This window comes from Desulfosporosinus sp. OT (assembly GCF_000224515.1).
GTDB lineage: Bacteria > Bacillota > Desulfitobacteriia > Desulfitobacteriales > Desulfitobacteriaceae > Desulfosporosinus.
Map to the genome: position 1 here is coordinate 1 of NZ_AGAF01000231.1, position 20,370 is coordinate 20,370.

The window sequence follows — 20,370 nt, forward strand, 5'->3', positions numbered from 1 at the left end:
ATGGTGGAGAAACCTCGTCCAGAAGATGCCCCAGAAACTCATCTAGCCATTATGGGACGGTATATTTTGAATCCGGAAATTTTCGATATTTTGAGTGTCCTTCCAGCGGGCAAAGGTGGGGAGATTCAGCTCACGGATGGGATTAAGGAACTTGGGCTTTCTCAGGAAATCCTTGCTTATGAATTCGAAGGTCGGAGGTATGACGTTGGAGACAAGTTAGGCTTTGTGGAAGCAACGATCGAATACGCCTTGCGTCGGGGAGATCTTTCGGAGGATCTTATTACTTTCTTACGTAATTTCCTTCAGAAAACAGAACTACTCGGCTAAAGAGCCTCCTGATTCCAGAGCTCGCCTCGCTCCGCTCGGTAGGAGACGGGTACTTCCTGAATATTGCCGAACCGACCATTAAAATCCAACTAAAGAGAGGACTAAAACTGTTGTGCTGTTGCCTTTTAAAATCGCGTGGCGGTTTCTGCTTGATAAGAAATTACAAACGCTCTTAGTCATTTTCGGCATAGCCATAGGAGTCTCTGTTCAGATTTTTATCGGTCTGGTCAGTCAAGGACTTGAAAAGACATTAGTCAATAAAGTTTTAGCTTATAGTCCCCATATTACCGTGTACTCCAAAAGTGGAGGATTTAGTGACTGGCAGAAGGAAGCGGACAGGATCAGAAGCAATTTTCCGGAAGTTAAAGCGGTATCCCCAAATGTCAATAGCCAAGCGTGGATAAAACTTGGGAAAATGACGATCCCTATACTTGTACGGGGGTTTAATATCTTAGACACCGAGCGTCTATATAACATTACAGCGGCAATTTACGAAGGAAGTTCACCGGTTAACAATAATGAGGTTTTACTCGGCAAAGAATTAGCTGAGCGATTAGGTGTCAAGGTCGGGGATGAGGTCAGTATCTTAACCCTTGGTAGACAAACGGCGACCATGAAAATTGTTGGCTTGTATGATTTTGATGTTGCTAAGATTAATAATGCGTGGGTGATTTCGAATTTAACTACCGCACAAAACTTCATCGGTTTTGGTGATAAAGTGACTGGGATTGAGTTAGAGATTGACGACCCATTTCAAGCAGATGTTGTCAGTGACCAAATTAGCAGAGCCCTGTCAGGGGAAGAGTTAGCACTTTCTAATTGGAAAGATCAGAATCAGTTAATAGTCAGTGCTATCGTAGGTCAAAAACTAGTAACCCTTGTCATCGAATTTTTTATTATGTTGGCGACCATTATAAGTATTATCAATATATTGACAATTAACGTCTTCCAAAAATCGAAACAAGTTGGTATTTTAAAGGCTATGGGTCTTACGGATTTTTCATCGAGCCTTGTATTCGTCTATCAAGCGTTATTACTTAGTCTTGGAGGAATCGCGCTTAGTCTTGGTTTCCTTGCCGTTTTTCTTAGAGGATTTAATCGATACATTGTGACTGCCCAAGGATTGCCCGTGGTTAAGGTTACAGTGGATCATAGGTTTATTGGTCTGTCTATCCTTATTTTCTTTGGGGTTTCAATGTCAACTGCCATTTTTCCTGCGCTTAGGTGTATCAAATTAAACCCAATTGAGGTAATTAAAAATGCCTAATGTTATTGAATTAATAGATATTAACAAAACTTATGGGACTCGGGTAAAGTCACAAATTCTTTATGATATTAATTTAGAAATTGAGGAACACAGCATTAACTCAGTTATTGGAGCTTCTGGAAGTGGTAAAACGACGCTATTAAATATTATGGGTATCCTCGATAGGCCCACTTGTGGGGAAGTTGTCATTGATGGATCTAATACTAAAAATATGACGCAGTGCAAATTAGCGAAATTACGGAATCAGGCTATGGGGTTCATTTTTCAATTTCATTTTTTATTACAGGAGTTCAATGTTCTTGACAATGTACTCATGCCTAGTGAAATACAAAGAAACAACCGATCTGAGGTGAAGGAAAGGGCGAATCGATTATTAGATATGTTGGGGCTATATAAGTATCGTCGCTACAATGTCCTGGATCTATCTGGAGGTCAACAGCAACGCGTAGCGATTGCCAGGTCGCTGATCAATAACCCTAAGATCATCTTGGCTGATGAGCCAACGGGAAATCTAGATTTACATAGCTCAGAAGATGTTTATAACATCTTTAAACAAATGAATAAAGAGTATGGTGTTGCTTTTGTCATTGTAACCCACGACAAACATTTAGCTGGCCGCGTCATTAGAATTCAAGATGGAAAAATCATGCTCCCACACAACGAGAGCAGAATACAAAAGAGTCACACGTGATGTGTGACTCTTTTGTATTCTGCTCTCAATCATGAATCAACCTGTAGGAAATACATAGGAATTTATTTGTTTGTCCTGTACCTTATACGGATGTACAAATAATGAAAGCGTCTTATAATAACTAGGATATAGGTGTCGTATGCGCTCACATCCACAATATAATATGGAAGTTGACACGTCGATTATGTTTTATACGAGGAACTTTTTGTATAAAGAAGCGCAATGGGACCTAAGTATTACTTGCCGGGAAATTTGCCTAGGATATTCAAGATCAAGTCAATATTTCGGCTTATAAAAGAAGTTGTCTTGTTAACTATTAATATTCTTGATTTATAAAAATATTTTATGTGAGGCAATGGCTTCAGAAGGGGTCTGGAACACATGGAAAAAATTCGATGCCTGACTGTATTTGGCACAAGGCTTGAGGCTATTAAAATGGCTCCGTTAGTTAAAGAATTTCAGAAATTCCCAGACAGAATTGATAATAAGGTATGTGTAACTGCTCAGCATAGAGACATGCTAGATCAAGTGCTTAGTATCTTCCAAATTGAGCCAGAATTCGATTTAAACATAATGCAGCATGGACAGACTCTGACACAAATTACGAGTCGTGCGTTAGAAAAATCGGAGAAGGTGATTGTGGAAACTAAGCCTCATATTGTATTGGTGCATGGAGATACTTCAACCACTTTTATGGCGGCGCTGGCTGCTTTCTACCAACGAATAACTATAGGACATGTAGAGGCAGGCCTAAGAACGTATGATAAATATTCCCCTTTTCCTGAGGAGATAAACCGTCAATTAACAGGCAATATAGCAGACCTGCATTTTGCTCCTACCTGGATATCTGCAAATAACTTATTAAAGGAAGGTAAAAAACAACAAAACATTTTCATGACAGGCAATACAGTAATTGATGCTATGAAAACTACTGTACGCAGCAATTTTAATCATCCTATCTTTGATAACTTTGGTAAGGATTATAGGCTGATTTTCATGACTGTAAATAGTAGAGAAAATATCGGTCAACCAATGGAGAATATTTTTCGCGCGGTACTTCGGATTGTTGATGATCATAATGACGTTGTTGTTGTCTATCCAATGCACAGAAATCCGGCAGTAAGAGAACTGGCAGTAAGAATTCTTGGAAATCGTTTACGAATACATCTCATTGAGCCATTGGATGTCATAGAAGCTCATAATTTTATGGCTCGTTCGTATCTAATACTTACTGATTCTGGGGGAGTTCAGGAAGAAGCCCTGTCGCTCGGAGTACCCGTTCTTGACTTGAGGAATACTACCGAACGGCCAGAAGAAATCAAGGCAAGAACTTTAAGACTTGTTGGGACAAATGAAGAGGACATCTATAACTTGAGTTATGGTTTACTGAACCACTCGTTCGTTTACCGTACAATGACTTCAGTGAATAATCCATACGGAGATGGTCATGCATCCGAGAGGATAAGAGAAGCCGTTTTGTACTACTTTGGCTTAGGAGAGCGGCCAGACAATTTTGAGGGTTAAAGCTTAAAGTCGCCTGTTACAAAGTTCTATTTTTTCATTCCGGTTAATGCAGTGTAAATATTGGCCTCGCCCGCGCCAAAGAGCTCATCGGTTCCAGGTTTACCTAAATCGATCGCTGTCTTTTGAATCAATGCGGTTACTTGGGCTGGGGTCAATCCCGGATTATGGGCTTTAATGACACCAGCAATCCCAGCAACTTTCGGTGAAGCCATTGAGGTACCTTGCATCAGTGCATAGCCTCGAAGATTTGATGTTATATAGGGTTTCATGTTCGTCGGATAGGTGCTTAACGTATGGTAGTGGAGATCCCGAAGGTTGAGATCACCGGTTTGATCATAAATTGGTCCATAGTCACCACCGGGGGCGGCTACATCGATGGAACGGGATCCATAATTAGAGTAGAAAGCAATTTTATCTTTAGACCATTCATTAGAAGAGGATACGGTGATAACTCCCGGGGTTTGTCCCGGTACTTCGCGAGATGCGCCTTTAAACTGAAGTCCTAAGTCTCCGTAGGTTTGGTTCATGTAACTTGTAATTGTAGTCGGATTATTTAAGTTAAGCGACTCATTCCCCGCAGCCGTGACGACGGTGACATTATGATCTACAGCGTATTGAAGAGCCCGTCTGTATAAAAGTGCATCGGCAATGTCACTATAAGCATTTTTCTCATCCAGGTATGTATAACGAGAGATGGCATCGAATCCACCGATGGACAGATTTATGACGTCCACTTTGTCTTTAGCCGCTTGTACAATAGCCGGTACAATCCAGGTCGTCGATGTATTGCCGTTGGCAGAGAAGATACGATAAGCACGGATTCCCAAATTAGGGCCAATCCCTTGCATTTTGCCATTTGCTGCAATAGAACCCGCAACGTGCGTACCGTGCCCGAAGCGATCCTCATAGTCATTAGGATCACCAGTTTCGGTTGCGTCTCCGTCTGCATTGGCCGGTACAAAGCTTTGCCCGCCAACAATGTTAGTCTTCAGATCTGGATGGTTAAGATCAATCCCAGTGTCAATGATACCGACAATCGCCTTGTGGATTACTGTTCCGTTGGAGCTTACCACACCGCCAGTCTCCAGTGCATAAGAATCTCCATTATGAGTAATCCGTTGAATATCCCATTGATAGTTCCAGTAACTATCGGTTTGATCTGCTTGAGGAATGTCTGTAACAGGTTGACCGTTAGCAGCCACCGGGTTAACTTCTTTATTTTCTAATTTTGAAACCAACTCGACGTTTGCGGCTTGGATTCCTTTAACCACTTTGAGATTATTTAAAAAAGACGGGTTATCGGATTGTACCTCGAGTCCTGACACCTCAGGCAATACTTGAAGTACCGTGCCTCCTGCTTGAGAAATAACTAGATCATAGTCCGCTGGAATTTGCTGCTGGAAAGCAATCGTGTAATTGGTGTTTGTCGGAGCCGCCTCGGCTGGAGTATTAAACGTAGCCAAGATTAGGCTCATAACTACTACCAAGCCAAGAAACTTATTTTTATTCACTTTTTGCCACCCTCTCTCTTAAATATGAGTTATTCTTATTGTATCTACCAAGTTCCAAATGCACGTTTTTTGTGGTGTGGTCGGTTTTTCCATGTGCATAGACAGGATGCCCACAAATCCTTGCTGGGGCCTACATTTTCTGATATTTTTGCAAGCCCTATATAGGTAAAATTGAATATTTATTTAAGACAGCTATTGCTGTTTCCTTTCAGATATATTTACAGCATCTTCTCCAGAAACGTTTTGATCCTGGAATGACGAGGATTTTCAAAGAACTCTTTTGGACTGCTATCTTCCAAAATTTTACCATCATCCATAAAAATTACTCGATCGGCTATTTCCTTAGCAAACCCCATTTCATGGGTTACAATTAACATGGTCATATGTTCTTGAGCAAGTTTTTTTATGACACTGAGTACTTCGCCGACTAGCTCAGGATCTAAAGCAGATGTTGGTTCATCAAAAAGCATAATATCGGGATTCATGGCCAGAGCTCGAGCAATAGCCACCCGCTGTTTTTGTCCCCCAGATAATTTTGAGGGAAAGGTGTCCTTTTTTTCCAGCAGACCCACCTTAGCTAATTGTTTTTCGGCAATTTGGACAGCCGTGGCTTTCGTCACTTTATTAACGGATATGGGTGCTTCCATCACATTGCCCAACGCTGTCATATGGGGGAAAAGATTGAAGTTTTGAAACACCATACCCATTCTTCGGTAGGTAGCTCTGACCTCTTGAGGCGTTGCAGTCACCTTAATGCCTACATCTCCAGCTGCCTCGATCACGATACCTTCTATCTCGAGTAGGCCTTGGTCGATTCTTTCCAATTGATTCATGCAGCGGAGCAAGGTGCTTTTACCCGACCCACTGGGACCGATTACGGCAACAATTTCCCCTTTAGCTACTTCTAAGGAAACCCCTTGTAAAACATGGAGACTACCAAAATATTTGTGAATATTGTTCATGCGTATCATCGTCACTGATCCACTCTCCTACTCATAAATGGAATACATCTTTTCTAACTTGCCAAATAGTTTGACAAGAACAGACGAAATAATTAAGTATAGAATAAATGCTACAATAAATGGAGTGATATCAAAATCCCTTGTGAAAATCTGAGTGGCAATACGCAATAAATCAGGCAGACCAAGTACAGCCAGAAGGGCTGTATCTTTCACTAAGTTGACAGCTTCACTGCAGGTAGTCGGCAAAACTCGTCTCACGGTTTGGGGTATAATGATTCGGCGCATTGTCTGAGGATAGGTCATACCTAAGGTTTTAGCTGCTTCATATTGACCTTTGTCTATGGATTCAATTCCACCTCGGAAAATCTCCGTCAAATAGGCCCCATAATTCAAAGCATAGGTAATAGTCGCTGCGGCAAAGGGAGAAAGCCTGATACCAATGACAGGTAAGCCATAGAACATAAAGAACAATTGGAGTAGGAGTGGTGTTGCCCGCCAAACCCAAGTATATAAGAATAAAACCTGCTTAATAAGTTTCGAACCCTTTACTTTGCCAATAGCTGCTAAAAGCCCCAAAGGTAAAGCAATTACCAAAGTAGCCACATAAATCTTAGCGGTGAGCTTTAAGCCCGATAAAATGAACGGAAGAATATTTAGAACGTATTCCATATGATCCATAATCTTTTCTTGTCCCCTTACGTTTGTCCATAATTGACCGTTATTTTAGTTGCCTTCTTTAGAGCGGTAGCAATCCTAGCTCGTCTTCCTTATTCGTAGAGAGAGTATTTCTTCTCCAAGCGGGAAAACGTTAGTACTAAAATGGAGGAAATAATTAGATAGATGATAAAGGCTATAAAAAAGGCAGTAATTCTGAAATCCCTGGTAACCACTTCCTTGGCTGAACGTAGTAAATCGCCCATACCAATAGCTGCAACCAATGCGGTGTCCTTAAAAGTTAGCAAGGCTTCGCTGCAGGTAGCAGGCAGCACACGTCGGATTGTTTGCGGAATGATGATCCGACGTATCGTTTGTACATAGGTCATTCCTAAAGCTTTAGCGGCTTCGTACTGTCCTTTGTCTATGGATTCAATCCCTGCTCGAATAATTTCAGTTTCATAAGCCCCTACATTCAAAACAAAAGCAATGATTATGGATACTAAGGGGGATAAATTGATGCCAAAGTATGGTAATCCGAAGTAAATAAAGAACAATTGGAGTAGTAGTGGTGTGCCCCGCCAAATCCAAGTATATAAGAATAAAATTCTTTTCAGAATTTGTGGACCGGACACTTTGCCTATAGCTACCAAAATGGCCAAAGGAGGCACTAAAATTATGACAATCGCATAAACTGTGAGCGATAGCTTTAGGCCTTTCATAAGAACAGGTAATATTGTCAAAACATACTCCATCGTTTTCTCCTATCCCTTAATGATTGTCTATGTTTTCTTTAAAAACAAGGAATAGGAAGTTTCGTTCCTATTCCTTGTTCCATATATTTGTTATTCAATTACTTGATGATATCGGTCCCAAACCATTGATTGCTGATTTTGGCAGCAGTGCCATCGGTTTTCATTTCTTTAAGAACTCGATTAAGTTCTGTAAGGAAGGTTTTGTCTTCCTTACGGACACCGACACCAAACGGTTCTCTGCCAAAATCGCCCTCTTTTTCTGTCAAAATATAATACTTATCCGTTGTTTTGTCTGTAGAGATCAAGAATCGGGCGTTCATTTCATTGGTTACTACTGCATCAATGCGGCCAGCCTCTAAATCCATTAAGGCTACCGTAGGACTTTCAAACTTTTTAATCTCTTTAATTTGAGACGATATCGGATCTTTTGTGATAGCAGGTTCTGCAGTGCTGCCTAATTGGAGTCCGATAACTTTACCCGCTAATTCGGCTTTAGTCTTTATCGGTGAACCGGGTTTTACGACGATAATATTTCTATCTGCCATATAACTGTCGGTGAAACCAATTTCTGCCTGTCTTTCGGGAGTGATGCCCAGGGCGTTCCAAATGAGGTCAATGTCTCCGTTTTTCAAATTCAAAAGAACTCCATCCCATTGTACAGGCTTAAATACAGCTTTAACACCCAGCCGTTTAGCAGCTTCTTTAGCTAAATCGATATCAAAACCAACCAACTCTCCATTTTTATCACGGAAGCCTGCAGGTGGGTAATTATCATCGAGGCCAACGACAAATTCCCCTTTTTCCTTAATTTTATTCCATGATTGATCGCCTGACTGTTGTGTTTCTGCGGTTTTCTGAGCACATCCTGCTCCTAAAAGAACAACTGCCCAAATTGTAATAAATAATACTAACCATCTTTTTTTCATCTATATCCTTCCTTCCTATAAATGTACTGTCTAATCTAAATCGGTATTATATTGGTTCTCAATTTTGACAAATTAGGGTGTTCAATTAAACGCTTTTCATATTAACAAAGGCATCCCTCCAGACTTAAGATATCACACAAACTATCGTCTAAGCGCATTTAGCAACTTAAAAAAGACTCAGTTCTTGCCCTTATGCTTAGAAGGTATAAACTTGCGTTATCTACCTTCTAAGCATAAAGGCAACTAGGCAGCCGCCTTCGCCAGCCAAGTTTTTTCTTTATCTGTTCCGGAAATCAATGGTACAAGGTAAGGCGTAGATATGCTTACTTTATTCTGGATGATTGCCATATTTCCTTTTTTATTACGGCTCAAACAGCGAAAAAATGACAGATTTTGAAGTGAAATCAGGCAGAAGCCGTACATGAATGCGCGGCTTCAATGAGAGCAGGTGTAATTTCGGAAAGCCAGCAAAATTATCCTTAACAGGAATTTAATATCTGGACAATATTACCTTTACAACCTCGTTCTATAATAAAGAAATTGAGTGATTCATGGGTTACTCAGAACTGAAGGCAACTTCAGTGTCCAGTAGCGGTAATTTATATAGAAGGAGGTATATCAAATGAGAACAAAAGAAGAGTATTATGAATTGGTTTTAGCGAATAGAAAGATCGCCAGCAATCCTGAAAACTTAAAGTGCACATGTAGCGCAATTCTATGTGAATGGCATGGTCGTTGTCGGGAATGTGTTGCATTACATAGATATCACCAAGACCATGTCCCGGCCTGTCTTCAGACCTTTATCAACGATAAGCTGAAAGCTATCGTTAAAATCGGGGAATTAAACGCTGTTGAAAAAGAAAGAACGCCAACTGAATACAGAAAATATGTTAAAGAGCAAGATGAGCTACTGTGCGCTCAAGCAAAATCATAATGATATAGAATTACTGGAACAAAAATATTATAATTGAGACGGCAGACAATTTAATTTTAGTTTTAGAAAGATGTACTGCGCAGAGGAGATATTGTTACTTATGAAATTAATATCATGGAACGTAAATGGAATTCGAGCTTGTGTAAAAAATGGTTTTCTTGATTTTTTTGCAAAGGAAAATGCAGATATCTTTTGCATTCAAGAAACAAAAGTGCAGGAGGAACAGATTCCATTTAGGGTAGAGGGTTATTATCAGTATTGGAATTTTGCTCAGAAAAAAGGTTACTCTGGGACAGCAATCTTTTCTAAAATGGAACCTAACAAGATTGTCTATGGAATGGGTAAAGAGGAGCATGATCAAGAAGGCAGGGTTATAACATTGGAGTTTGGAGAGTACTATGTCGTGACTGTCTATACGCCGAATTCCCAGAGAGGACTTGCTAGACTGGAATATAGAATGAAATGGGAAGAAGATTTTTTAAACTATCTTAAGGACTTGGAAAATTCAAAACCAGTCATAGTTTGCGGAGATCTAAATGTTGCCCATACAGAAATTGACCTTAAAAATCCCAGCACAAATCGAAAAAATGCTGGTTTTTCAGCGGAGGAAAGAAATAAATTTGATGAACTGATGAACAATGGTTTTGTAGATACGTTTCGTTTTTTCTATCCGAATAAGACAGAAGCTTATACATGGTGGTCGTATATGTTTAATGCCAGAGCTAATAATGCAGGATGGCGGATCGATTATTTTTGTGTTTCTGCAGGATTAAAAGATCAACTAAAAGAAGCCATTATATATAAGAATGTGTTAGGATCAGATCATTGCCCCGTTGGGTTAGAGATATTTTAAGATACTTCCTTTATGGTAGGAATAGATATTGTGGGATAAATTAACAAAATAGATATTTAATGCATTGGTCGACAAGATACAAATTTCTCGATCAATGCATTATTTTTTGAGTTGCAGGATTTGAGGAAGGAAAAAATGAAGAAAATGTGGAAATATACATATAATGCTAGATATGTAAGGCTATTCGGCATTACCGAACGCTTACCTAGATCTTCTAGTATAGGAAAAAGAAGTTAGTTATTGTAGACATGCATTTTCCTGAGCAAATATTATAAAAATTTAATCATGCTATCGAAGGGGGGAGATATTTGAAATTTAAATTAAATAAGATACCAAGCGAGCATAAAGATGCGTTTTATGAAAATTTATTTTGTATGAATGCCACTAGAAGTATTACTATGCTATTAATTATTGCATCTATAGAAATGATTCTCTTCTTAGGCGAGTTGTTTTTTGAATCTAATACAGAAGGTATTCATAAAATCATGCTTATCAAATTGATCTTTGTGGTTATATTTTCATTTTTTGCGGTTCTATTATGGCTCTTTGAAAAGCTTAAATACTATAAAATTTTAAGAGCAATTGTAAGATTGGTAGTATTTGTTGCTATTTTATTAGCTGTTGTTAATACCCTAGCTGCGCAGACCTTGGTTTCTGACATTTCAATTTATATTATGGCACTGTATATTTCAACAGCAATTATTAGAATTTCTCATATCGACTATATCATTATTAATAGTTTGTGTTTTATTTATTTTGCACTTGGAATGCAAACTGCACAATCCAATCCACAATTCATCAAATGGTCCATTATCAATGCCATAATTTTAAATGTTATTGCAGTCGTTATAGCCAGAATCTTATTTAGTCAGAATGTAGAGATTTTTCTCGATAGAATTAAGATTGATAGACAGCTTCAGGCCTTGCAATATATGGCAGATCATGATGGTTTGACGAACCTTTATAATCATCAGGCAATCTCCAGCATCATTGAAAGGGAAAAGGAGTTATGTAAAGCTTCTAAAGATAATTTGTGTTTAGCAGTGATTGACATTGACAATTTCAAAAAAATTAATGATCAATATGGTCACATTATGGGTGATCAAGTGTTGAAGAAGATTGCCGAAAAAATAAAAGAAAATGTTCGCGAACATGATTTTGTAGCTAGGTATGGCGGAGATGAGTTTGTAATCTTATTTCCAGGCGTCACGGTAGCGGAAGCTAATAGAATTTGTGAAAGAATTCTTGATTCGATTCTCAAAGTTGGACCGACTGAAGCTAGTGTAACAGGGAGCGTCGGGTTAATAAATTTAACTGAAAGTAATTATTATGATTTCTTTGAAAAAGCAGATATGAAAATGTATAAAGCTAAAAATTCAGGTAAAGCACAAATTGTATGTTAGACTAAAGGAGAGCTTTTTATGCGTTATGATGAACTTAAAACTAAGGTCAATACGGGAGATTTAATTCTATTCGAAGGAGAATATTCTATCAGCAAAACAATAGAAAGGCTTGAGGGGTGTCCGTACTCACATGTTGGAATGGTCATTCGAGTGGAAGGCTTTGAGGATCCATTATTCTTCGAAGCAACAACTTTAACAAATTTAGAAGATCAGGTGACAGATAATCCAAATAAAACTTTAGCAGGCCCTAAAATTGTGAATCTATACGAGCGTCTGAAACATTATGGTGAAGATGTTAAACCGTATGTTCCGCCTAAGTTTGCCTATAGGCCCTTGCATGTGGATCGAGCCGGGATGACAGATGCTTTATTAGTCTTACACAAAAGTTATTACGGTATTGCTGATCCAAAAGAGATTCAGATGATTTGGGAAGTGATTCTTGGCAGATGGTTTAGAATAAAAGCAAAAAAGAACAACTTTTTTTGTAGTGAATGGATTGCCTTAGCATACCAAGCATTAGGACTAATTAATACAAAGTACCCATATAACTCATATATGCCAAAGGATTTTACATCAATGAGTAGTTTTTTGAAGCTTCAAAAGGGAAGCTTTGAGAAAGAAATCCCTATGCAGGTATAATGATATATATTTTAAGGTTGAAATAAAGCAATCGGGAAGTAGATTAGTTATTAATGAAAGTAACTATGTCCGAATGAATTACATCATCTATAATCATTGTTGATTGTATACTTGGCCTATGGAGTTGCAAAATGTTCAACTAATAAATATAATCTGTAACATATGAAGAAGTATTAATAAAGGAGTTTTGAATACATATGGCATTAGTGAATGAAAACTACCTGAAGTTACCTGGAAGTTATCTTTTTTCTGAAATAGCCCGTAGAGTAAATGAATTTAAAGCAAACAATCCGGAGGCCGATATTATCCGTTTAGGAATCGGAGATGTCACGCGTCCACTGCCAACCGCAGTCGTCAAAGGGATGCAAGAGGGTGTCGAAGAGATGGGACGTTCGGAAACCTTTCGAGGATATGGTCCAGAGCAAGGCTACCAGTTTCTTATTGAAAAGATTATCGAAAATGATTTTACCCCTCGTGGTGTTGAACTCTCTGCTGATGAAGTTTTTGTTAGCGATGGGGCAAAAAATGATACGGCAAATTTCCAGGAGCTTTTCGGAATTGAGAACATAATGGCGGTAACTGATCCTGTCTATCCAGTTTATGTTGACAGCAATGTCATGGCTGGGCGGACAGGAAAATTTAATATTGAAAAAGGACAGTATGAAACTATTGTGTATCTCCCGTGCACAGAAGAAAATGGCATGAAGCCTTCTCTGCCTGAGACACACGTAGATATGATCTATCTCTGTTTCCCAAATAACCCAACTGGGATGACGCTTTCTAAAGAGGAACTGAAACAATGGGTGGACTATGCTCGCGAAAACCGCTCTATTCTTTTGTTTGATGCAGCTTATGAAGCATTCATCAGGGAAGAGGGTGTACCGCACAGTATTTTTGAAGTTGAAGGTGCCCGAGAGGTCGCAGTAGAATTTCGAAGTTTCTCTAAGACCGCAGGTTTTACTGGAACCCGCTGTGCGTATACGATTGTTCCGAAAGAAGTCAAGGTATATGACTCTAAGGGTGAAGCACATAGTCTCAACCAACTCTGGCTAAGAAGACAAACCACTAAGTTCAATGGAGTGTCTTATCCGGTACAAGCGGGAGCCGTTGCTGTGTTCTCGGACGAAGGAAAGAAGCAGATTAAAGAAACGATTGATTACTACATGGAAAATGCCCGGATTATCCGAGAAGGTTTGCAAGACGCTGGCTATACAGTGTTCGGTGGAGTCAATGCGCCCTATATCTGGATGAAGACTCCGAATAATATGGACTCCTGGCAGTTTTTCGATAAACTGATGGGGGATGCCCATGTCGTAGGAACCCCAGGAGCTGGCTTTGGTGCGAACGGAGAGGGATATTTCCGGTTAACAGCGTTTGGCACTCGGGAAAATACACTTCAGGCGATTGAAAGGATTAAGACGAGAATGTAGTCTTAAAGTGAGCTTTGAGTCATTAGTCTGTGGTCAATAATTACAGTTAAAACCCGCTTGAGTATTATACTAAGGCGGGTTTCTTAATTCTAGAGTAACCTAGATACCTAATTTTTTGTCTACGATTACAATCACCAAAGCTTCTTTTCCATAGTTTGATGACCATGATTCAACGCAAAGTTGCCGAGTATCTCCGCATATGAATCAAGTCTACACGCTCAGAAATCACTGCGAATTTTAGCGCGCGTTTTTAAATCTGACTGACCTTCAAAGTCTGGGACTCAGCGGAAAGTTAGATGACCTGTGATATAATCGCTATGGGTCCATAACTTATTGGTTTATAAAAAGGTTTGGCTTTGTTCTTACAGATATAAACTTATTGAGGGAAGGTTATATACTGCGTGCGAAGCCTGTTTAGTTTGGTACGAAGATAATAAATACTAATAATCGATGATGAGGAGGTATTTGCATGATCGGATTTATTACGAATTGGTTTACGGGATATGGAGTTGATGAGAGGGCAGTCAGCTATCTGTCTACAGGAATTTTTGTAATATTTATCGCCTTGCTCAGCATAGTTGCCTATTTTCTCACCAAGAAAGTAGTTCTCAGAGTGCTTACTCACTTAATACATAGTAATAAATTTGCATGGGACAATGTAATGCTGGATAGAAAAGTCTTTCATAAACTATCTCACCTTGTGCCGGCAATTATTATTTATGCCTTTGCCCCAGCATTTCCCAAGCAGGCTGCAATTATTATTCAGAGATTTTCAACGGTCTATATCGCTTTAGTTGGAATTTTTGTGCTTGATGCTTTATTAAATTCTGTCGATGATATTTATAGAACGTACGAGGTCTCCAAGAATAAACCCATCAAAGGCTATCTTCAAGTAGTGAAGATTTTTGTCTATATCTTAGGTGGGATTATCATCATCGCCACGATAATCGGACAAAGTCCATTATTGTTACTAAGCGGTATTGGAGCTTTAACGGCTGTTCTGTTATTAGTATTTAAAGATTCATTGCTGGGTTTGGTTGCAGGCATTCAGTTGTCTTCAAATGACATGATTCGCTTAGGGGACTGGATTGAAATGCCCAAATATGGTGCGAACGGAGACGTCATAGATATATCTTTGAATACTGTTAAAGTAGAGAATTTTGACAATACCATAACGACGATCCCAACGTATGCTCTTGTATCGGATTCCTTTAAGAACTGGCGTGGTATGACCCAGTCAGGTGGTAGAAGAATCGAACGTTGTGTCTATATAGACACAACCAGTATAGCTTTTTGCACTGCTGAAATGGTAGAAGAGTTTGAGAAAATTCATTATCTCGCCGACTATATCAAGGGTAAGAAAGATGAGATAGCTCTATACAATCTCGAAATAGATATTGACGAGTCACATTCGGTTAATGCTAGGCGTCTGACAAATATAGGTACGTTCAGGGCCTACATCAAGTTTTATCTCAAGAATCACCCTAAAATTCATCAGGAAATGATTCAGATGGTGAGACAATTACCATCTGGAGAAAACGGTTTACCCCTTGAGATTTATGCCTTTACCAATGATACCGAATGGGTCAATTATGAGACTATCCAATCGGATATTTTCGATCACATAATTGCTGTCGTGCCCGAATTCGGGCTTAGGGTTTTTCAGAAACCTACTGGCTATGATATCAGAGTATCATTAAAGGACAGGGACATCTTCAACGTGTAGCACGGGCGCCGTTGACAATCCCTGCGCAATGCCATTTGTGGAACTGGCTAAAGCAATTAAGATTGATCTCGAATCGTTATTGGGTTAATTTCACCAGATGCTTCGTGACGGAAGTCCCGATGTTTATCTTCAGTTGAGTGAGTTTAATGACGCAGCGTAATTCATACTTTGAATTGCGCTGTTTTGGCGTGGGATAATTGACCATCTTTTGGCAAAGAATAAACACAATGAATTCGTGTTTAAGGGAATGACCGAAGAGGGGAGAGGGCTAAGATTGTCTGAATCCGAGAGTTATTATCAGTTGGCTCGTCGCAGAGGAGTGTCGCGCAGAGACTTTCTTAAATTCTGTGCTTTAACAGGTGCCATGCTTGGGCTCGATGCTGCTGAGTTCCCTAAGATTGTTCAGGCCCTACAAACAAAACCGCGTTTGCCGGTGATTTATCTAAATTTGCAGGAATGTACCTGTTGTACGGAATCGTTCTTACGTTCGGCACATCCTCTTATATCAGATCTTATTTTAAATATGATTTCCTTAGACTATATGGAACCGTTACAAGCCGCTGCTGGAAAACAAGCTGAAGCGGCCCGTTTGAAGACGATGAAGGATTATCCAGGAGCTTACTTATTGGTGGTCGAGGGTAGCGCAACTCTTGGTAATGGTGGAGTTTATTGTACAATTGGCGGTCAGTCTTCCACAGAACTTTTAAAGGAGGTTGCCAGTGGAGCAGCCGCGGTCATTGCTTATGGATCGTGCGCTACAAATGCTTGTGTACAAGGTGCTTATCCTAATCCCACGCAAGCAGTTCCGATTCGGAAGGTTGTCAAAAACAAGCCGATTATTGATGTCCCGGGATGTCCTCCTATTGCTGAAGTTATTACGGGGACGATTGTCCACTATCTTACCTATGGGGAAATACCGGAACTGACCAACCTGGGGAGACCGAAGGCATTTTATCAACATCGAGTCCACGATAATTGTGTGCGACGAGCTTTCTTTGATGCCGGCCAATTTGTGGAGTCGTTTGATGACGCTGGGGCAAAACAGGGCTGGTGTCTCTATAAAGTTGGGTGTAAGGGTCCAACGACCTACAACGCCTGTGCAATTACAGAATGGAATGACGGGGTGAGTTACCCAATTAAATCGGGTCATCCTTGTATTGGCTGCTCGGAAGATAATTATTTCGATAATACGCCACTCTATACACGTTTGGCAAAGATCCCGAACAATGCCATTGGAAAAGATGCCGATACTATAGGGGCAGGGGTTCTGGGTCTAACAGGGATCGCAGTGGCGGCCCACGCGGGAATGACCGCTGTTGTAAAAAACCATGAAAAGAGTGGAAAGGAATCGAAGCATGACAAGAGTCGTAATTGATCCTATTACTCGAATCGAAGGACATCTGCGCATTGAGGCAGTGGTCGAGGGAGATCGCATTGTTGAGGCCATTAGCTCAGGTACTTTATTTAGGGGAATCGAAAAGATTGTAGAAAATAGAGACCCTCGTGACGTCTGGGCCTTTGTCCAAAGGATCTGTGGGGTGTGTACGCATATTCATGCCCTGGCCTCGATTCGGGCTGTTGAAGATGCCTTGGCTATACGTATTCCTAAAAATGCTAATCATATTCGAAATATCATGACCGCCACGCAATTTGTCCAAGATCACGTGATCCATTTTTATCACCTGCATGGTTTTGACTGGATCGATGTCCTCAGTGCTCTGAAAGCTGACCCTGTTCAAACGAGTGCGCTGGCCAGATCCATCTCGAATTGGCCGAACTCGTCGGAGGGGTATTTTCGGGATGTGCAGACCAAAGTTAAAACGTTAGTGGAAAGTGGCCAATTAGGAATTTTTGCTAATGCCTATTGGGGGCATCCAGCCTATCGCCTACCGCCCGAGGCGAATTTAATGGGGGTAGCGCATTACATAGAGGCCTTAACCTGGCAAAAAGAAGTGGCTAAGATTCATACCATTTTCGGTGGGAAAAATCCACACCCAAACTATCTCGTGGGGGGAATGGCCTGTACCCTGAATATGAATGACAATGATGTGATTAATATGGAACGCTTGAATTTGGTGAAGGCCAAGATCGATGAGGCTCAAGTCTTTGTGGATCAGGTGCTTATGCCAGATATTTTTGCCATCGCCAGTTTCTATAAGAAAGATTTATTTGGCGGGGGCGGTGGAAACTACCTGGCTTATGGAGGGGTGCCGACCAGTGATATACGAGAACCGGAAAGCTTCTTGTTTCCTAGTGGAGTTGTTTTAGACCGGGATCTCAGCAAGGTACACGAGATCGATCTCAAGGACCCTAAGCAGATTCAAGAGTTTGTATCCCATTCTTGGTATCGTTATGATGATCCGGCAGCGGGATTACATCCTTGGCAGGGAAAAACAGATCCCTCCTATGATGGGCCACAACCACCCTATCAGAATGTCGATGAGAGAAAAGGGTACAGCTGGATAAAAGCCCCCCGTTGGCAAGGACACGCGATGGAAGTGGGTCCCCTAGCGCGCTTTGTCGTTGCCTATGCCCGAGGCAACAAAGAGATCAAGTCGCTTGTCGATGAGGCACTTCAGCGGTTAGATCTTCCGGTGACAGCAGTTTTCTCAACCTTGGGCAGAACCTTGGCTAGGGCTCTGGAAGCTAAATATTTAGTTAATCATTTGGCGGGTTTTTATGCAGATATGGTAGCCAATATTAAGGCGGGAGATAGTCAGACGTTTAACGGAGAAAAATGGGATCCGCAGACCTGGCCTGCCCAAGCTCAGGGCGTAGGTTTCGCAGAAGCACCCCGGGGTGCCTTAGGACATTGGGTTAAGATTAACGATGGGAAGGTAAGCGCTTATCAAGCTGTCGTTCCGACAACCTGGAACGCCTCTCCTAGGGACGAATCCGGTCAGAAAGGGCCGTATGAATCGTCTTTACTGGACACACCTATTGTGAATGAAGACCAGCCCTTGGAACTTCTGCGCACCATTCATTCGTTTGATCCTTGTCTGGCCTGTGCTACGCATTTGTTGACACCTAAAGGCGATGAAATATTAAAGGTCAGAGTGCTTTAGAGAGGAGAAATCTGGAGATGAGTGTTCTTCGTCGTCAAGTCTATGTCTGGCAATTTCCAATCCGTTTTTTTCATTGGGTTAACGCCGCGACCATCGTAGGGTTGTTTGTGACTGGAATGTATATTGGACACCCTATATTTGTCTCCCCAGGCGAGGCCGTTTCACATTTTTTCATTGGCCGCTTGCGCTATTGGCATGGTTTATTCGCCTTTGTGTTTATAGCTATGATGTTATTTCGGTTATATTGGTATTGGGCAGGTAATGAATACTCTAAATTTCGCTTTTGGGAGAAGGGTTTCGGGAAAGATCTTGTGGCAACATTTAAATACTATACATTTTTGACCCCAGAGCACACGGTGAGAGTTGGTCATAACGCCCTTGCTCAACTTATGTATTTTATCTTCATTTGGCTTGCTGGCATCTTTATGGTTATCACAGGCTTAGCAATGCGTGGAGGGAATGACCCTAATGGAATTGTGCAGGCCCTCTTTGGTTGGGTTGTTCCTGTCTTCCGAGGCGAGTATCAGGTTCGTAATCTTCACCACCTAATCGCCTGGGGATACGCTATTTTTTTATTGAGTCACCTCTATATGGTCATCCGCCAAGATATCTTAGATGATGATGGGACAATCTCAGCGATGGTCAACGGATATAAATTTATGATCTTACGTCCTGATACTTCAGCTGAAGAGCAAGATCCAATAGAAAACCTAACCGCAACTGAGGTTGATCATTAGGAATCTGTAGATGGAGATTGAGTTCGCAACGAGTAAATAAGAGGTGAGAGAATGCCTGAAGCTCCCGAAATGGAACTTTACAAGAACTATTTGAACAAGTGGGTTAAGGGAAAACGAATTATCGAGATTAATGTCTTAAGAACTAAGAGTCTCAACCTAGAGAGTACGGATTTTCGCAACCTATTGAGAGGAAAACTGATTCAAGATATTACCCGTAGGGGCAAATTTCTAATTTTTCAGCTTGATGACGGTTATTATTTGCTGACTCACATGATGTTGGATGGCAGGCTTTATTTCTTAGCAGTGGAAAACGTTAAAAAACTTTTGCTATCTGAGGTTGTCCTCAATGATGCGGAGGAATTAAAGCAAAGAATCAAGGAATTACCGGGCAAAGCAAGTGTCATTTTTAGCTTGTGGGACGGTTCAATGCTTTTCTTTTGCTCTCTTACGCTGGGTTATCTTCACTATCTGGGGCAGGAGCCCCTTGATAAAAAATTGCAGGAACTGGGTAAGGAGCCTTTAGATCCAAACTTCCGAGTGGAAGACTTTACGCGGCTACTTGAGGGAAAAAAGGGTATGATCAAGCCTTGGTTAATGAATCCCAAGAACGTTGCTGGTGTGGGCAATGCTTATTCTAATGAGACTTTATTTAAGGCAGGTATTTTGCCTACTCGCTTAATTTCTTCGCTCAGTAAGGCTGAAAAAGAGAGCTTGTATCACTCCTTAGTCTCTATTCTCCAGGATTCTATTCGTCTAGGCGGAGACATGGAAGAAAAATTTGCTCCTGGAGATGATTTTACGGGGGGCTATAATCCTCATTTCCAAGCGTATGACCGGGCAGGAAAATTGTGCTTGTCCTGCCACGAAGTTATTCAAAAGTTAGAGGTAGGGGGTAGGCAGGCATTTTTCTGCCCCAATTGCCAAAAATAGGATTCCTAATAAGTCAAACTTAGTTCTTTTCTGGGC

Annotated in this window: 19 protein-coding genes; 14 read left to right on the forward strand and 5 right to left on the reverse strand. The window is 40.7% G+C overall.

Annotation, left to right across the window (positions count from 1 at the left end):
• The 4 genes from DOT_RS21530 to wecB form a co-directional block, all read left to right on the forward strand.
• A partial coding sequence (locus tag DOT_RS21530; RefSeq protein WP_009623512.1) for a sugar phosphate nucleotidyltransferase occupies positions 1-327 on the forward strand: 327 nt, incomplete at its 5' end.
• 112 nt (positions 328-439) lie between these two features.
• Positions 440-1,594, forward strand: a complete 1,155-nt coding sequence (locus DOT_RS21535) for an ABC transporter permease (RefSeq protein WP_009623514.1) — start codon at positions 440-442, stop codon at positions 1,592-1,594.
• Complete coding sequence (locus DOT_RS21540; protein ID WP_009623516.1) at positions 1,587-2,285, forward strand: ABC transporter ATP-binding protein; 699 nt, start codon at positions 1,587-1,589, stop codon at positions 2,283-2,285. The genes DOT_RS21535 and DOT_RS21540 overlap by 8 nt, the downstream gene beginning before the upstream one ends.
• A 381-nt stretch (positions 2,286-2,666) precedes the next feature.
• Positions 2,667-3,809, forward strand: a complete 1,143-nt coding sequence (wecB, locus tag DOT_RS21545) for a UDP-N-acetylglucosamine 2-epimerase (non-hydrolyzing) (RefSeq protein ID WP_009623529.1) — start codon at positions 2,667-2,669, stop codon at positions 3,807-3,809.
• Positions 3,810-3,835: 26 nt separating this feature from the next.
• On the opposite strand, the gene DOT_RS21550 is transcribed toward wecB, so the two are convergent.
• From DOT_RS21550 to DOT_RS21570, 5 genes are all read right to left on the reverse strand, one after another.
• Complete coding sequence (locus DOT_RS21550) at positions 3,836-5,320, reverse strand: S8 family serine peptidase (protein ID WP_009623531.1); 1,485 nt, start codon at positions 5,318-5,320, stop codon at positions 3,836-3,838.
• Positions 5,321-5,538: 218 nt separating this feature from the next.
• Positions 5,539-6,291 carry an amino acid ABC transporter ATP-binding protein gene (locus DOT_RS21555; RefSeq protein WP_009623533.1) on the reverse strand — a complete coding sequence of 251 codons (753 nt, stop codon included), beginning with the start codon at positions 6,289-6,291 and terminating at the stop codon, positions 5,539-5,541.
• 18 nt (positions 6,292-6,309) lie between these two features.
• Complete coding sequence (locus DOT_RS21560) at positions 6,310-6,960, reverse strand: amino acid ABC transporter permease (RefSeq protein WP_009623535.1); 651 nt, start codon at positions 6,958-6,960, stop codon at positions 6,310-6,312.
• 89 nt (positions 6,961-7,049) lie between these two features.
• Positions 7,050-7,691, reverse strand: coding sequence for an amino acid ABC transporter permease (locus DOT_RS21565; RefSeq protein ID WP_009623536.1), 642 nt, complete (start codon positions 7,689-7,691; stop codon positions 7,050-7,052).
• A 98-nt stretch (positions 7,692-7,789) separates the two neighbouring features.
• A complete protein-coding gene (locus DOT_RS21570; RefSeq protein WP_009623544.1) occupies positions 7,790-8,617 on the reverse strand; it encodes an amino acid ABC transporter substrate-binding protein in 828 nt (275 codons plus the stop codon).
• A gap of 622 nt (positions 8,618-9,239) precedes the next feature.
• On the opposite strand from DOT_RS21570, the gene DOT_RS27955 reads away from it, so the two are divergent.
• The 10 genes from DOT_RS27955 to DOT_RS21620 all read left to right on the forward strand — a co-directional run bounded on the left by DOT_RS27955 (position 9,240) and on the right by DOT_RS21620 (position 20,334).
• Positions 9,240-9,551, forward strand: coding sequence for a hypothetical protein (locus tag DOT_RS27955; RefSeq protein ID WP_009623548.1), 312 nt, complete (start codon positions 9,240-9,242; stop codon positions 9,549-9,551).
• Positions 9,552-9,651: 100 nt separating this feature from the next.
• Positions 9,652-10,404 carry an exodeoxyribonuclease III gene (locus DOT_RS21580; protein ID WP_009623550.1) on the forward strand — a complete coding sequence of 251 codons (753 nt, stop codon included), beginning with the start codon at positions 9,652-9,654 and terminating at the stop codon, positions 10,402-10,404.
• A 308-nt stretch (positions 10,405-10,712) separates the two neighbouring features.
• The gene (locus DOT_RS27960; RefSeq protein ID WP_009623552.1) at positions 10,713-11,807 is read left to right on the forward strand and encodes a diguanylate cyclase; all 1,095 of its coding nucleotides are present in this window, start codon (positions 10,713-10,715) and stop codon (positions 11,805-11,807) included.
• A gap of 18 nt (positions 11,808-11,825) precedes the next feature.
• Complete coding sequence (locus DOT_RS21590) at positions 11,826-12,446, forward strand: hypothetical protein (protein WP_009623554.1); 621 nt, start codon at positions 11,826-11,828, stop codon at positions 12,444-12,446.
• A gap of 197 nt (positions 12,447-12,643) precedes the next feature.
• Positions 12,644-13,876, forward strand: a complete 1,233-nt coding sequence (locus DOT_RS21595) for an LL-diaminopimelate aminotransferase (RefSeq protein ID WP_009623556.1) — start codon at positions 12,644-12,646, stop codon at positions 13,874-13,876.
• A gap of 469 nt (positions 13,877-14,345) precedes the next feature.
• Positions 14,346-15,602, forward strand: a complete 1,257-nt coding sequence (locus tag DOT_RS21600; protein WP_009623564.1) for a mechanosensitive ion channel domain-containing protein — start codon at positions 14,346-14,348, stop codon at positions 15,600-15,602.
• Positions 15,603-15,849: 247 nt separating this feature from the next.
• Complete coding sequence (locus DOT_RS21605) at positions 15,850-16,977, forward strand: hydrogenase small subunit (RefSeq protein WP_050809935.1); 1,128 nt, start codon at positions 15,850-15,852, stop codon at positions 16,975-16,977.
• Positions 16,958-18,667 carry a nickel-dependent hydrogenase large subunit gene (locus DOT_RS21610; RefSeq protein ID WP_009623566.1) on the forward strand — a complete coding sequence of 570 codons (1,710 nt, stop codon included), beginning with the start codon at positions 16,958-16,960 and terminating at the stop codon, positions 18,665-18,667. The genes DOT_RS21605 and DOT_RS21610 overlap by 20 nt, the downstream gene beginning before the upstream one ends.
• A gap of 17 nt (positions 18,668-18,684) precedes the next feature.
• Entirely contained in the window at positions 18,685-19,404 is a 720-nt protein-coding gene (gene cybH / locus DOT_RS21615; RefSeq protein ID WP_009623567.1) for a Ni/Fe-hydrogenase, b-type cytochrome subunit, read from the forward strand.
• A gap of 51 nt (positions 19,405-19,455) precedes the next feature.
• Positions 19,456-20,334, forward strand: coding sequence for a DNA-formamidopyrimidine glycosylase family protein (locus DOT_RS21620; RefSeq protein WP_009623568.1), 879 nt, complete (start codon positions 19,456-19,458; stop codon positions 20,332-20,334).
• Positions 20,335-20,370: the final 36 nt, after the last annotated feature.

Excerpts from the sequence above, each read along its gene's own strand:
- DOT_RS21540 (WP_009623516.1), top strand. The coding sequence starts at position 1,587 with ATGCCTAATGTTATTGAATTAATAGATATTAACAAAACTTATGGGACT.
- wecB (WP_009623529.1), top strand. The coding sequence starts at position 2,667 with ATGGAAAAAATTCGATGCCTGACTGTATTTGGCACAAGGCTTGAGGCT.
- DOT_RS21555 (WP_009623533.1), bottom strand. The coding sequence starts at position 6,291 with ATGATACGCATGAACAATATTCACAAATATTTTGGTAGTCTCCATGTT.
- DOT_RS21560 (WP_009623535.1), bottom strand. The coding sequence starts at position 6,960 with ATGGATCATATGGAATACGTTCTAAATATTCTTCCGTTCATTTTATCG.
- DOT_RS21565 (WP_009623536.1), bottom strand. The coding sequence starts at position 7,691 with ATGGAGTATGTTTTGACAATATTACCTGTTCTTATGAAAGGCCTAAAG.
- DOT_RS21570 (WP_009623544.1), bottom strand. The coding sequence starts at position 8,617 with ATGAAAAAAAGATGGTTAGTATTATTTATTACAATTTGGGCAGTTGTT.
- DOT_RS27955 (WP_009623548.1), top strand. The coding sequence starts at position 9,240 with ATGAGAACAAAAGAAGAGTATTATGAATTGGTTTTAGCGAATAGAAAG.
- DOT_RS21580 (WP_009623550.1), top strand. The coding sequence starts at position 9,652 with ATGAAATTAATATCATGGAACGTAAATGGAATTCGAGCTTGTGTAAAA.
- DOT_RS21590 (WP_009623554.1), top strand. The coding sequence starts at position 11,826 with ATGCGTTATGATGAACTTAAAACTAAGGTCAATACGGGAGATTTAATT.
- DOT_RS21595 (WP_009623556.1), top strand. The coding sequence starts at position 12,644 with ATGGCATTAGTGAATGAAAACTACCTGAAGTTACCTGGAAGTTATCTT.
- DOT_RS21600 (WP_009623564.1), top strand. The coding sequence starts at position 14,346 with ATGATCGGATTTATTACGAATTGGTTTACGGGATATGGAGTTGATGAG.
- DOT_RS21605 (WP_050809935.1), top strand. The coding sequence starts at position 15,850 with ATGACCGAAGAGGGGAGAGGGCTAAGATTGTCTGAATCCGAGAGTTAT.
- DOT_RS21610 (WP_009623566.1), top strand. The coding sequence starts at position 16,958 with ATGACAAGAGTCGTAATTGATCCTATTACTCGAATCGAAGGACATCTG.
- cybH (WP_009623567.1), top strand. The coding sequence starts at position 18,685 with ATGAGTGTTCTTCGTCGTCAAGTCTATGTCTGGCAATTTCCAATCCGT.
- DOT_RS21620 (WP_009623568.1), top strand. The coding sequence starts at position 19,456 with ATGCCTGAAGCTCCCGAAATGGAACTTTACAAGAACTATTTGAACAAG.